Origin of the sequence: Pseudomonas sp. CFBP 13711, assembly GCF_014842265.1 — a bacterium.
In the GTDB taxonomy this organism is placed as follows: domain Bacteria; phylum Pseudomonadota; class Gammaproteobacteria; order Pseudomonadales; family Pseudomonadaceae; genus Aquipseudomonas.
The window spans coordinates 313,826-327,288 of sequence record NZ_JACYVI010000001.1; the positions used below are offsets into that span (position 1 = coordinate 313,826).

Consider the following 13,463-nt stretch of genomic DNA (forward strand, 5'->3'; position numbering starts at 1 on the left):
GTGTAATCTAAGCGCGAATCTAACGATGCTGCCACCTAAAGGAACAACTGTTCTGACGGAGAATTCCCGGTCAAAGATCAGGTGTGTGAACTCCTGAACAAGCCTTCAAATACTGCTACCCTCACAGGCCCAGGCGCATGCGGCTGCTGCTCCCGGAGCTATATGACGCGACGTTGCCGGCGATGGCGAGAGAGGGTGGCATAGAGTTCGATGGTGAAAATGTTGCGCCCAGAGCCGGTGGTGCCCCCCAAACGGTTGAATAGCTGGCCTGCAAGGAATAGGCGCTTCAGAGCTCAGAACTGCCAAGATTTCCCCCGCAACCCCCGCTGGAGTACCAAGATGCGTGCTGCAAATCGAAGTGAAGCTGAAGTCATTGAAGAGCTTGTCGAACTGACAGCCCAGTCTGGTTACGTTCATGCGATTGCCGGGATCTGCTACCGAGACAATATGGTGTCCTTTCAGGGGGAGCATGAAGCTTCCGATCTCAGCCATATGTACGATCCTACTCGTCTTAATCGGAACGAAACTACCATGCTGTTGGGGCTGATGATGAGGCAGTCCCTTGATTTGACCGAGCCTGACAACGCAACGCTCTTGAGTTATGTAACGCTTACTGATGGCCTGATGGAGGAGCTTCATCAGTCAATGAGTGGAGCGGCCATGGGGGAAATGATTAGCCACGTCGGCAACGCAGAAGGCATGGACGATTTCTGGCAGGGTGAAATGATGAAGGAGCCAATTTTCTATGGCGCCGAGTCCGCTTACAGCTTCCAGTACCGAGATTTCTTTGTGGAGAAGCATGCTGTCGATGACGACTGGCTTATCCGAGTGAAAGGTTTTTCCAGCGGGCAAGCGTTTCGGATGGCGAGAGCTATGTGTGATTTGATGGACTACAGAGCGACGAAGGACACTCGGTCGAGTCTCGACTTGAAGGCAGGAGAAATACCACTAGAGTCGGTGGTGAGTTTTTATGAATTTACTGCGGCAGAGGTTGCTCAGCGTGCCAGTCAGGATCTCGCAGTGGTTGAGGCATTCTTCGACGTTTTTTCGTTTAGCGGCGACAATGCCGGCTTCAAAGAGGTGGGTGACTTCAACCAGGTGAATGCGACTCCGCTGCTTCCGACTGGAAGGGGCTCAGTACTGCTGTTTTCTCACTACGCAATTTATGAGGCGCTGTATGAGTCGCCTTTTTTCTGGATGAACCAAGACAAGGCTTACAAGCAGCAGGCGTCCGACAACCGTGGCGCGTTCACTGAGCGATTCTCTTACCGTCGTTTAGTTGCGGTGTTCGGTACGGCAAATGTCCACACCAACGTCAATTTGTACGAGGGGAAAAGGATCGTTGCTGAGGCTGATGTACTGGTTGTTTTCGGCGACCGGGTGATCATCGTCCAAGCCAAGTCCAAAAAGCTGACGTTGGCCGCCCGCAAGGGCAGCGATGGACAAATCAAGGCCGACTTTGCAGCTGCGATTCAGAAAGCCTACGACCAGGGGGCCGAATGTGCAACGGCGATTCTTTCAGGTAAGTGCCGGCTTGAAAATGATCGGGGCCAGACGGTCGATTTACCGGAACACATCAGAGAAATCTATCCGCTCTGCGTGGTGTCGGATCACTACCCCGCGCTCGCCTTCCAGGCTAGTCAGTATCTGAAGTATTCGGCTGATGCGATCATCCGCCCTCCCTTTGTTATGGACATATTCTTTCTCGATGTCCTCGCTGAAATGCTGGACACGCCGTTGCGTTTCCTCAGCTACGTCCGCATGCGCATCGATGCGATCGAGAAGTTAATGATCAGTCATGAACTCGTCGCGCTTGCATATCACCTTCATTCCAATCTGTGGCTTCAAGACGAATTCAGCATGTTGATGTTGGATGATTCGATCGCAGCTGACCTTGATGTCGCCATGACCGTGAGGCGTGAAGGACTTGCAGGAAAGCGGGTTCCGGAGGGACTGTTGACGAAAATGAATGGAACCTACTACGAGCGTCTGATCGAGCAGATCGAGCGCCGTCCAGTCCCGTCAACAATGGAGCTGGGATTCACTCTTTTGTCGATGGGGGAAGACACGTGCAGCGCCATTCATAAAGCCATAGATGGTCTTATCAAGCAGACGAAGCTTGATGGGAAGCGGCATGACTTCACTGCTGGTATGACGGGCGCAGGGAGCGGGATCTGTGTGCATTGCAATCCTGAGCCTAGCGAGGACGCCATTAAAGTCCTAGAAGTGCAGTGCGCCAAGCGAAAGTACGTTCAGCGAACTGCAAGTTGGTTTGGCGTGTCGGTTGGTTTGGAGGGGGAACTCCAATTCGGCGTAACGCTTGAGTTTCCTTGGGAGCGCTCACTAGCGATGGATACCCTAACCCAAGGAATGAAGCCTCCTTCATCAGTAGCTCAAGGAATGAAAGCCATGGAGCGCGCGTTGATCCCAAGGAAATACGGGCGCAACGAACTCTGTCCCTGCGGAAGCGGTGTTAAGTACAAAAACTGCTGTCTCTAGACTGCGCGTAGCGTCGTCATGCTGAGGTCTGAATGCAGATCAACGTGGGCACTCCCATCATCAGAACGGCCCGCCCTGTGTACAGCAATGCCCTGGGGAGGGCTACGCAGCGGCATTTACATTGGTTTTTGCCACTCAGAGGTCGCGTGACGGTACCGGGGGTTTTGAACCTTCGGACTGCCGAATTTTTCTTCGTCGATAACGAACGACTTGGCCATGAGGTCTCGAACACCACCGAGGCGCTCCATAGACGTCAGCTCTGCCGTGATGTCCTTTACGACGGTCGTGAACGCCTTGGTCGACTGCGACTTCATGAACTCAGGGGTGGACAGGGCAAACTCGCGATCCGGTAAGCCCGGAATGCCGGCCCATCCAGTCATGGTGTTAACCGCTTTGATCAGGAAGCTTCCTTGGATGCCTTGGGCAGAGGGCACGCCGTATTTGCGTTTCAGGTCGCCGCAAATCTTGTCAACATCGCCTATCAATTTGGTCACCAACCTGTTGCCGTCACCGATGCCCTTTTCATCGAACGCGACCCGTATTTCCTTCAGAGTCTGTCGGATGGTGACGAAATGGTCTTCGTTGCGAATCTGCTTGGCAGCCATGATCGCGTTCGGCACGCTGCCGGAGACCTGGGTCATCCAGGCTGAGAAAAGCGGCAGGTCGAGAGCGACAGTCTGCGCACCCCCGTGAGATTTGATTTCAGCGATGCTCGTCTGTGTTTTGCTGGAGAGGTTGGCCAGGAGGCGAGCCGTGAAGTCGTGACCGAAGAAGCCGCTTTTTTTCAGCCAGTGCAACTGATAGGCATGGCGTATCGGATGAATAAACGAGTCGGCCTTAAGGTGCTTAGCTGCCATGGAATAGTAGATGGACTTGTAGGCCAGCCAGTTCAGGGAAGCGATGAACATCTCCAGCTGCTTTGTGGCGCCGCCGAAATCTTCGGGCTTCTTCCTGGCGAAGTCTTGCTCGGTGAAGACGTGGCCATCGGAGCCTACGAGTTTCACTTCTTGCGACCAGCGTCCACGTGTGTCGCCCACATCTGCCAATTCGGCAAAGATTGCAGCGCTCAAGGCGCTGTACTTGCCGTAGGCATCAGTGGCTTGGTGCCCGAGCATTCTCATGGTCAGGTAGTACACGCTGGAAGATTTATCCCAGGTGCAGACCATGTTCATTTTCAGCTGCTCCAGGAGACCTGCGAAGTCCTCATCGACGAACTTAGCTTCGGATGCGAATCGGAGAGATAGGTGCTCGATCCTTCCACGCCAGATTGCGCTCGATGCCCTGATTGTCGGAACCATCAGAGTAAGGTCTCCAGGAAGGCTCAAGATCGCTCTCGACCTTCAATTACAGTGTTAAAACTGCCTTAGTGCCGAAGCGCGGCTCGGCTTCCACTGTCCTAATGGACGGATCAAAACCGCGAAGGCAATCTCCTTTGGATGTGCCAGACGCACTCGAAGCTCTTCAACGCTGATGCATAGCCTTGTCAACGACAACCCAACATTTAGCACCGTTATAGTCATCGCCGCCTTCTGCGATAAATACGTTACCCGCTTCGTCAATCGCGGGCACACCTGGTCGCTCATGTCCAGCGTCCCGCAGGGAATCCTTCCAGGCGTACGCCTCGCCCTCCCAAAACAGTACAACGCCGCCAAGGCATTCTCTGTGACGCTCTTTCCATTGGGTAGCGATCGTAAGTAGCACCTCAAACGATGGATTCATAAGCTGCATTTTCTCCGTTGCTGGGTAACCGTCCGGGCAAGTCATCTAGCGTAGCTGGCTCTATTGTTTTACGAGATTGCGCAACGATGAAGCTCAGCCCTCAATGTCGATCAGGGACTGCCGGGCATCATCACCCCAGTCAGACCCGATCAAAGCACTTTCTCGTGCTATCAACAATTGAAACGCTTGAGATTCCTTTCAAGCGTTGCTGGATAACTTAAACTTGCCGACTACGCTGCGAAGTTCATTAGCGAGCAATGAAAGCTCGTCAGCCGTTACGGCGTTGTCCTCTACGCCTTCCATGACGATTAAGCTGCTGTTTCGAATGCCGATGACGTTGCGATTGATATCCTCTGAGACCGAATGTTGCTGCACCGCCGCACTTGCAATCTGAGTGTTCATGCCCACAATTCCGTCTACTGCTTCATTGATCTGGTTCAGGCTGCCAGACGCTTGGCTCGCTGCCTGAATGCATTCCCTAGCTCGGGTTTGCCCAGCTTTCATCTGTTGAACAGCGGCATCAGTAGCGCCTTGCAACTGTTGGATGATCCGTCGAATTTCTTCTGTGGAGTTTTGTGTGCGCGAGGCCAGAGTCCGCACTTCGTCAGCCACGACCGCGAAACCACGGCCTTGCTCGCCAGCTCGCGCCGCCTCGATGGCCGCGTTGAGGGCCAGCAGGTTAGTCTGATCCGCGATGGTACTGATGACCTCGATGACACCACCGATTTCTTTGCTGTGTGTCGCTAACGCTTCGACTTTGCTTGCACTGAGCTCCACTTCGTTGGCCAACGCCTCAATAGCGGCACTTGTTTCAATCATAACTTTCAAGCCGTCGTTAGACGCACTGCTTGCAGATTCAGCGGCACGTGCTGCGCCCTCGGTATTCTGGGCCACGTCGGCAACGCTCGCGGTCATTTCGTTGATGGCAGTAGCAACCTGCTCGGTTTCAGCCTGTTGTGAGTTCATTGAGGCTTTGGCTTGGCCTATGGAGATCTCTAGTCGCTTTGCCGCATCTGAGACTGAATGCGAGCTACGCTCCACCTGGCTCAGTGAGCCAGAGAAGGCCGTTACCATGCGGTTAAGTCCCTCGCCTACATCACCGATTTCATCGTGGCTGTTGATTCGGACGCGCGCGCTCAGATCGCCTTGAGCAATACGTGCCGTCACAGCTAGGAGCTCATCAACCCCAATCCGCAGAGCCTTGTAGATGCCGACGAACGCATAGAGCAGCAGTATCGCAATGGCGATAAATAGCTCAGTGCCGAAAGTACGCTCATTACTCAGTGTATTCAGACGCTCATCAATTCGAATTCGCAGCGATTCCTGCATCTGATCCTGAGCTTTGTAAAACTGAGCAACGACGGCGTTTCCACGCTCGCCCAAGGTGTTGGCATTCACGTTTGAGCGCTTGCTCGGATCAAGGTAGTCCACCAGGTCTTTACGCAGATTTTCCAGGTCGGTAATGGCTGTTGTTACAGACGGCTGAACTACACCAGATAATTTCGGCTCTTCTCGGCGAAGCAGGGAAAGGCTCTGCTGCAACTCTTGACGCATTAGCAGCTCCTGTTTCAACAAAGTCTGGGCAAAAATACGAGTGGTGTCGTCCAGAGGACGGTCAGCGCTAAAACCGCTGGCCAGACCGCGAATCTGTCCGACCAGATTTATTTGCCGAGGCAGACGTATAGAGCTTAGATCGATGAGGTACAACGAACCTGCATCTTCGTCCAAAATCATGCCGGAAGTGGCCGTAATGTAGTAAACGAAATTCATTAGGTCGGTTAACTGGTCGTTCCACGCGGAAAAGATCACCAAAGGTGCTTCGCCTGCTTTGGCGCGTTCAACCAGCTGCACACTAGCGGTACGCAACGTCTGAACTCGGTCTGTCGTTGCCAGTTGGGTGCTAAATTTTGCGTCCTGCGCAGCAAGAGTCGCATAGGCATCGTTAAGCTTTTCAGCATTGCGTGCTGCATTGGCTACTGCGTTGGTGTCACCGCTGAGCATGCCGTGTGTCAGCGCCCTCTGAATCATGGTTAGACGCAGGATAGGGGTGACGTCCAACAAGTATTGTTGACCCACCTGTTCATGCTTGATGCCCGTGATGCTCGTGTTCAGTGAAAGCATCGCCCGGGTGCCTAGCAGGAGCAGAGGAATCAGGACAATAAATCCCAAAATTGCGAATTTCATGGGGAATCGAACACGGTTGGTAACGAACAGGGCAGGCGCTAATAAATTCATCGGGTTCTCGATCACTCAAGGTCTGTGAGTGCTTTCTTAGGCGTTAAAAAGTGCCCATCTCTCATTTATGGTTATGAGGTAATGAAAGCATTCCAAGAGATCTTCCTCAAAAGCCGCTTACTCTCCTTTGTTACAGGATCGAATTGCCGCGCTTCTCTTGGTACGAAAACTATCGGCTGAACCGGGCGAAGCTGTAGGGAGGAATGCATGGATAACCAGCATAAAGGCTAAGTAGACCGGTAATGGCACCAGTTGGAGGTGCGTCCGGGCATCCCGTCTTGCGCAACTAAACCGGTCGCCACCTATGCGGTAGTAGCTCCGCAATCTCACTTGCCCGCTGCGTCGGCAGGCGCGTGAGGACGTCCTTCAAATAAGCATACGGATCATGGCCGTTGAGTCGCGCCGATTGGATCAAACTCATGATCGCCGCTGCACGTTTACCGCTGCGTAACGATCCCGCGAACAGCCAGTTCGAACGCCCAAGAGCCAACGGCCGGATTTGATTCTCGCACCAGTTATTATCGATGGGCACGGCACCGTCATCGAGATAGCGCGTCAGCGCTATCCAGCGTTTGAGACTGTAATCCAGCGCCTTGGCGATGGCCGAACCCTCAGGCACAAGCTGTCTTTGGGCGATCATCCAGGTATGAAGTGCGTCGGCGATTGGCGCTGCTTTTTCCTGCCGTATTCGCTGCCGATCACCCGGCTCCAGCTCTCGGACTTCTCGTTCAGCTTCGTACAAGGCCGCGATGTAGTTCAGCGCTTTTTCGGCGACCTGGCTCTTGTTGGTCACGTGCAAGTCGAAGAACTTCCGGCGGGCATGGGCCATGCAGCCGATCTCCGTAACGCCCAGTTCAAAGCCTGCCTTGTAGCCGGCAAAGTCATCGCAGACCAGCTTGCCGTTCCAACTGCCCAAGAAGGCTCGGGCATGTTCGCCAGCGCGGCTCGGGCTGAAGTCGTAAACGACCGCCGCCAGGTTGGAGAACTGACTGGTGGCATAGGCCCAGACGTAAGCGCGATGAGTTTTTTTCGCACCAGGCGTCAGCATTTGTACCGGCGTCTCGTCGGCGTGAACGACGTCGTGCGTCAGCACGGCTTCGCGCAGCGCATCAACCAGCGGCTGTAATTGCACGCCGCAGTTGCCCACCCACTGCGCCAAGGTCGAACGGGCGATGGGCAGCCCGGCGCGGCCGAAGATTTTCTCTTGGCGATACAGCGGCAGATGGTCGGCAAACTTGGCCACCATGATGTGGGCCAGCAGGCCTGCGGTCGGGACGCCTTTGTCGATGACGTGCGCCGGTACCGGCGCCTGGATCAGTGTTTCGCACTGTTCGCAGGCCCACTTTCCACGGATGTGGCGTTCGACTGTGAACACGCCGGGCGTGTAGTCGAGCTTTTCGCTGGCGTCTTCGCCGATGCGCTTGAGTGCGCAGCCGCACTGGCAGTGGCTGTTGTCCGGTTCGTGATGGATCAGTGTGCGAGGAAACTGCGGTGGCAGCGGTGCGCGCTTGGGTTGCTGGCGCACTTTGGCTTCGACAGGTGCCGGTTGCAGCGCCTCAAACTCGGCTTCGATAGCGGCGATATCCGTATCGATCAAGTCGTCGAGCAGGCTGGCTTGATCCGGGCTCAACTGCTCGCTGCGCTTGGCACACTTGAAGCGTTTGAGCAGCGCGATCTCGTGGGCCAGCTTCTCGTTGACCGATTTGTGATGAGTGATTTGCTTGTCCATCGTCTCGACGCGCTGGATCAACTGCGCCGCCAAGGCACGCAGTTCTTCAGGGTTTAATTGATCGAGATTCGGATGCGAAGTCATGCCGCCGATTTTGCCAGAGAGGGCTAGTGGCGGCGATAGACTGATGGGCCAATTGCGCTGGCAAGCAGGCCATGGCAGGCGAATTAGAGCACCGTGATGGCTGCTCCGGAACCGACGCGTTGCCAAGGCAAGCCGAGCACCAAGGCTTGAAGTTGCTCTGCATCCAACTCGACTTCAGAGCCGTGCCGCACGCCCGGCCAAAAAAAACGTCCTTGATTCAAGCGCCGGGCAGCAAGCCAAATCCCCAAGCCATCATGCACCAGCACTTTCATGCGATTGGCACGACGGTTGGCAAACAGATAAGCACAGTGCGGCTTCGCCGCACCGAACACCGCCACGACCCGCGCCAGCGCAGTTTCAGTGCCTGCGCGCATGTCCATGGGCTCGGTGGCAAGCCAGATGGAGTCGATGCGGATCATCGCAGCAGGTCTCGCAGGAAAGCAGAACACGCCGCTGCATTTTCTGCCGGCCAACTCACCACGACTACGCCTTTTGAATGCGGCACTTCGATTCGGATCGTGGCAGGAAGGGCCTGATGCATCGGCACCGGCGGCGATGTCTTGACCGGGATGAAGGCGGTTTGAAGTGTCAGGTTTTTCTGTGCATGCACCCGAATCCATTTATGGACGAGGTTTGCATTGAGGTTGTGGGTCAAGGCGACATTGGCAATTGAAGTGTCAGGTTGGGCGCACTCAGCAATGACCTGGGCCTTGAAGGACTTGGAATAGGAACGGCGTTCTTGTGGCATGGGCGTCCGCTTAAAAAGGCTAAAAATGGTGTCCACCTATATTTGGGTGGACACCATCGCCTCAAGCGACGGTGTCAGGAAGGTGTGTTGCCCGGACGGTTACGTTGCTGGCTTTGGCTGCACAACTCTAGTAGCTAAAGTCCTCCAGCGGCTAGGCATACCAGAGGCTGCCGATGGAGGTCGTTTCTTCCAGATGTAGAGTAGCTATCTGACGGAGCTTGGCATCGCTTGTAAATTCCAAGCACATCCAGCAGTGCTTTTGCAGGGAGGTTCAGAGCGCTATCTCCTCCAGCTGTGGTGCGACATGGGTTTTCCAGTGTGCGAGTAGTGGCAGGCAAGCTAGGTAGTACATCAACCAGCATGCGTAAATGCTTGAATGAAGGTAGCAGTTGCCAGAGGCCAACTTTCCATGCGCCAGTTCGTGGCGCAGGCATGGCCCGCCCTTGAAATTGAAGAGAAGATCAATGGTGTAGATCAGATCCACACCAAAAACCGACTCCAGCTCATCGCGTCGATTCTTCAACAGTCCACTGATCGACCTGTCTTCTTGCCGCATCTCTTCATCGAGTTTCGACGTATCGAAACCTGAGTCGCTAAGGACATGGCGCAGAGAGTTTTCTAGCTGAGGGAGCAGCAGGTGACACGCAGACATCATGTCGCCTTGGAGAAAGCGCGCGAGGCCCAAGGCATAGATGTGTTCGAACCCTGGGCAAACGAAATGGCTGGCCGAAGTGATCGCCATCAGATGGCGATCGTCGACAGCGAATTTTGTCAGCAACGTCTGAGCTGCAGGTTTAATTCGGCTTTCGACTGCCATCTGGTAATGGATATCAAGGGGGATCAGGCTCTCGTGCGCATACCACTCGGGGGGTGGTGTCTCGTTCAGGTTTACGACAGGAGCTTGATTGACCACACGACCTAAAACATCTGTGTAAATCCGTCCACTGAACAGGTCGGACAAAAAGGAATCGCTGCGATCTTTGATGATGTCTGTGTGCAACGCTATTTTCTGCGGCACATTGCAAATATGGGCAAGTCTGTAAAAGAAGTCTGGAAGCGTCAGGTCTCTGAAAATATCGATGGTTCCTTGGCGATCTTCGCTCAGATCCATGGGAGTTTGAAAAGCTGAGAACTCGTGAGCCGCTTGTGCTTGCTGATCCAGTAGATCGGCCTTCAAGGCTTCTAGCTCTTTCTGCATTCCAGGGATTGATCGAAGCTCCCGAATAGCATCTCGCGTCCAGCTCGCTTTGGCCAAGAAGCTGTCCACTCCTTCGCCCATTTTGAGGGTCTGTTGTATCGACCTTAGCTTGCAGCGCTTGAAGCCCTCGTGGTCTTTGGACTGCTGGTGAGCCTGAGCAGCAAGCTCCCATAGCACTTTGACCGCCAAGGCATAATCACTTGCCTCAGCATCGTTTGCCGACCTCTCTGCGTCTTGGGCCACCAGCGTCCATTCAATCAGGCTGAAGGCCTGCCCTAGGCGAGCAAGTCGATCAAACGATGAGTGGCACCGAAGCTTATCCGCTTGAACGTACAAGCGCCTCCATAAGGCAACAGCAACCTCAGGGGGATTTTTCCGCTTTCCGGTGTTTGCGATGATATGGAACACCCGGTGGATCAGGTCTACAACTTTGGAGGACAAGCCGGAGGGCGGTTCGTAGCTGAAGGAGAGTTTATCGTCGAGATAGAACTCGATTGCTTCGCAATACGCCTCGATGGCTAAGCCAGCGCATTTGTGAAGGCTTTTGTGGTTGTACCACGCTACGTCGGCAACCCGCGCTCGTATGAGTGGATGATCGATATTCTCCGCAATAGCGGCGAGTACTTGGCTTTGCTCACCGGCGATGTCTGCGGGAATAGGAGTGCGCATTCCGTCTCTGGTCAGCCTTGGCCCGAAGGCATCATGGCGATCAACGGAAAAATGGTACGAGCACACTACCATCAGTACTCTATAAGCCAGATAAACACCCCGCTGACCTTCGGCAAGTGCCTGTTTGGACAGAGCGCTGAATTGGGCGTCAAGCGAGTAAAATTCGAGCGTGTCGATGGTCTCCAGCAGGCGGCTTATCTTCGTTTGCTGGAAGTCCTTGATCGACGCCAGTTCCAAATCAAAGAGATTAGGCTCGCTATTGGTTGCTGCGTCTGGCTCTGCGGCGGTCGCTTGCAGTTGTTGCTCGCTCATTCCACTGTCAGGTTGTCGAGCTGGATCCGGTTGGTCAGTGGCGTTCACTCTTCAGTTACTCCTACCCTCTGTAGTCCCAGACCTCAGCGGGTGCTCAACGAAATGAAAGTCGAAGGACTACACGCTCAATAAACAACGAGATATGAGAATCGGTATAGCGGTTCATTCCTTGCCCCGCGTCCAGAGCTTATTGACCGTCTGCTTGCTGATCCCCAACGATTCTGCAGTCATTTTCTGGGTCATCCCTTGGGCTTTGCACTTGAGGACATTCTCCAGCCGTTGCGAGTCGATCTGTCTGCCGGGGAGCCGTGTGACCAGCTCACCGTCCTTGACCTGGTTGGTAATCGTGTCCAGTCCACCGTCCGCCTCGAACTCGTCGAGTTCGGTGCGCGCTTGACGTAGAAGACTGTCAATCGTCTCCCCCTTACTGGTCGCTAGGGCGAGGGTCAAAAATGTCAGGGGGCTGATCCCGAAGGTCTCGCTAATGAGCTCAAGCTTCTCAACAGTGATACCTGATTTTCCGTGTTCCAATCTTGCCAGGTAGGTGTGGCTGCTAGCTTCTGCGAGGCTTTCCCTGGTTCGCTTTTCTTTACTGCGTAGCGTGCGAAGCACTGCGCCGATCGCGAGCCTAAGGTTCATGGAGCTTCCCCAAAGCTAACGATAAAGCCATGTTGCCTAGTCCCCTTCCACTGTATATAGTTGCTTATAGGGGACTTCTGCTGTGAGCAGAGCTGGCATTGCTCAGGCGCGCGTCCCTTTCCAATAGATGGAGCAAACGCGAAAACCTTTTTATGGGGGCTGGGCTGAGAGGCGTAATGGTCAGTTCAATATACCCATAAATCGATCATTGGTGGCTGTCCCTTACTGGGCCAAAAAGCGCATATCAGCAGCACACCAAGCTGTCCTGCGAACCCACGAGTTATCATGAAAATTTTGGTTTTATCCGATTTGCACAATGAGTTCGCACCGTTTCCGACTCCAAAACACGTGGTCGACTTGGTCGACCTAGTCGTGCTCGCAGGAGACATCGATCTGCAGACCAGAGGTGTACTTTGGGCGAATGAGACGTTTACCTGCCCAGTCATCTATTGCTGCGGTAATCACGAGCTGTACCGAGGCCACCTTGATCGCACGTTGAGCAAGATGAAAGCCGCTGCAGCGCATCATGTCCACGTGTTGGAGAACGAATCGTGGACTCATGGCAATGTCAGATTTTTGGTCGGAACGGGGTGGACGGATTTTTCCGCTACGGGCGATGTGGTCGCAGCATCGATGACCTGCGCGAGTGTGATGAATGACTTCAAGATGATCCGCGCAGATACCAATTATCGCCGTCTTCGCCCGGCTGACCTCATTGCAAAGAATCGGGCGACTCGTGAGTTTTTTGACCGAGAGCTCAGTACACCTTTTGAGGGGACAACGGTGGTAGTGAGCCATCACTGCCCGATCTCAGAAGCTGCCGGCGATGAGCATGATGGTCACGTCAGCGCAGCTTATTTCAATCGCTGGCACTCATTAGTGGAAAAGGCCAATGTGTGGATCTTCGGCCACACCCATCGATCCATCGATGTCCTGTTTGGCGAATGTCGGTTGATTTCGAATCAGCGGGGATATCCCGGCGAAGAAACGGGATTCGACCCGGACAAGATTGTGGAGATCACCACATGACTAACAGGCAGATTTCGAGTTTATCTCCGTCGCCGGCGATTCCGTCTCAGGTGTTGGTGGCCAGCAACATCGACTGGGGTGTAACCATAGACGCATACCTTTTGGGCGCAGCGCGGATAGGCGACAGGTATGCTGCTCAGGCTTATTTCGATCTATCGGGTAACACTGAGGATGGCATGACAGTGGTCACTCCACCTGTCACGCGACTTTTCCGCAAGGATGAATTTGTGATGTTGCGCAGCGTCTGCGGAAAGGATCACTACGTTATCGTCACCGAGCAGGGGAAGGGTTAACTCAGTGGCTATAAGAGCGTTCGTACCGATCGAGGTGTTGGCAGCCTCAAGGATCAGTTTTGGGCGGGCTATCACTGCGTATCTGCACCAGCCTGAGATTGAGGGATTTAGCCTGGTCGGTAGAGTTTATTTTGACCACAAGGATCGGTTCCGAAATGGTCGTTTGATTCGGACATCCGATGTCTTGGAGTTTGTCGAAATTGCAGATCACCTCGTCGCAATTACCCTCACAGGCAGCGCGTACGTACTGATTGCGCCAGGCTGCGACCTGCTGACGCTGCCCGGAGAATGACAATGGAGCTATTACTA

11 protein-coding genes and 1 pseudogene are annotated in these 13,463 nt (G+C 54.2%); 3 read left to right on the top strand and 9 right to left on the bottom strand.

The genetic code is table 11. The features are described 5' to 3' along the window. The first annotated feature begins 339 nt into the window (after nt 1-339). A complete protein-coding gene (locus IFT47_RS01475) occupies nt 340-2,499 on the top strand; it encodes a YecA family protein (protein WP_104723184.1) in 2,160 nt (719 codons plus the stop codon). A 116-nt stretch (nt 2,500-2,615) separates the two neighbouring features. Here the strand turns inward: IFT47_RS01475 and IFT47_RS01480 are convergent, their stop codons facing one another. The 9 genes and pseudogenes from IFT47_RS01480 to IFT47_RS01510 form a co-directional block, all read right to left on the bottom strand. Further along, a complete protein-coding gene (locus tag IFT47_RS01480) occupies nt 2,616-3,797 on the bottom strand; it encodes a hypothetical protein (RefSeq protein ID WP_244655867.1) in 1,182 nt (393 codons plus the stop codon). 163 nt (nt 3,798-3,960) lie between these two features. Continuing rightward, the gene (locus tag IFT47_RS27485) at nt 3,961-4,227 is read right to left on the bottom strand and encodes an antirestriction protein ArdR (protein ID WP_080269596.1); all 267 of its coding nucleotides are present in this window, start codon (nt 4,225-4,227) and stop codon (nt 3,961-3,963) included. Between the two features lie 189 nt (nt 4,228-4,416). Then, nucleotides 4,417-5,292: a methyl-accepting chemotaxis protein gene (locus IFT47_RS28020; RefSeq protein ID WP_370661146.1), complete on the bottom strand. Its 876-nt coding sequence runs from the start codon at nt 5,290-5,292 to the stop codon at nt 4,417-4,419. Next, a pseudogene (locus IFT47_RS28025) lies at nt 5,293-6,453 on the bottom strand (HAMP domain-containing protein); the annotation flags it as partial. It abuts the gene before it with no gap. 286 nt (nt 6,454-6,739) lie between these two features. Continuing rightward, nucleotides 6,740-8,266 (bottom strand): IS66-like element ISPsy43 family transposase, encoded by a 1,527-nt coding sequence (locus IFT47_RS01490; RefSeq protein WP_192171663.1) that lies wholly within the window; start codon nt 8,264-8,266, stop codon nt 6,740-6,742. Between the two features lie 83 nt (nt 8,267-8,349). Next, nucleotides 8,350-8,685, bottom strand: a complete 336-nt coding sequence (tnpB, locus tag IFT47_RS27490) for an IS66 family insertion sequence element accessory protein TnpB (protein WP_004409766.1) — start codon at nt 8,683-8,685, stop codon at nt 8,350-8,352. Further along, nucleotides 8,682-9,014, bottom strand: coding sequence for an IS66-like element accessory protein TnpA (gene tnpA, locus IFT47_RS01500; RefSeq protein ID WP_003317539.1), 333 nt, complete (start codon nt 9,012-9,014; stop codon nt 8,682-8,684). The genes tnpB and tnpA overlap by 4 nt, the downstream gene beginning before the upstream one ends. 271 nt (nt 9,015-9,285) lie before the next feature. Further along, entirely contained in the window at nt 9,286-11,193 is a 1,908-nt protein-coding gene (locus tag IFT47_RS01505; protein ID WP_050586418.1) for a DUF7380 domain-containing protein, read from the bottom strand. Nucleotides 11,194-11,355: 162 nt separating this feature from the next. Beyond that, on the bottom strand, nt 11,356-11,832 hold the full coding sequence (locus IFT47_RS01510) for a helix-turn-helix domain-containing protein (RefSeq protein WP_024678823.1): 477 nt from the start codon (nt 11,830-11,832) through the stop codon (nt 11,356-11,358). Nucleotides 11,833-12,117: 285 nt separating this feature from the next. Here IFT47_RS01510 and IFT47_RS01515 point away from each other — a divergent pair, with 285 nt between their 5' ends. After that, nucleotides 12,118-12,861, top strand: coding sequence for a metallophosphoesterase family protein (locus IFT47_RS01515; RefSeq protein WP_024678824.1), 744 nt, complete (start codon nt 12,118-12,120; stop codon nt 12,859-12,861). Then, the gene (locus IFT47_RS01520) at nt 12,858-13,154 is read left to right on the top strand and encodes a hypothetical protein (protein WP_024678825.1); all 297 of its coding nucleotides are present in this window, start codon (nt 12,858-12,860) and stop codon (nt 13,152-13,154) included. The genes IFT47_RS01515 and IFT47_RS01520 overlap by 4 nt, the downstream gene beginning before the upstream one ends. Nucleotides 13,155-13,463 lie beyond the last annotated feature (309 nt).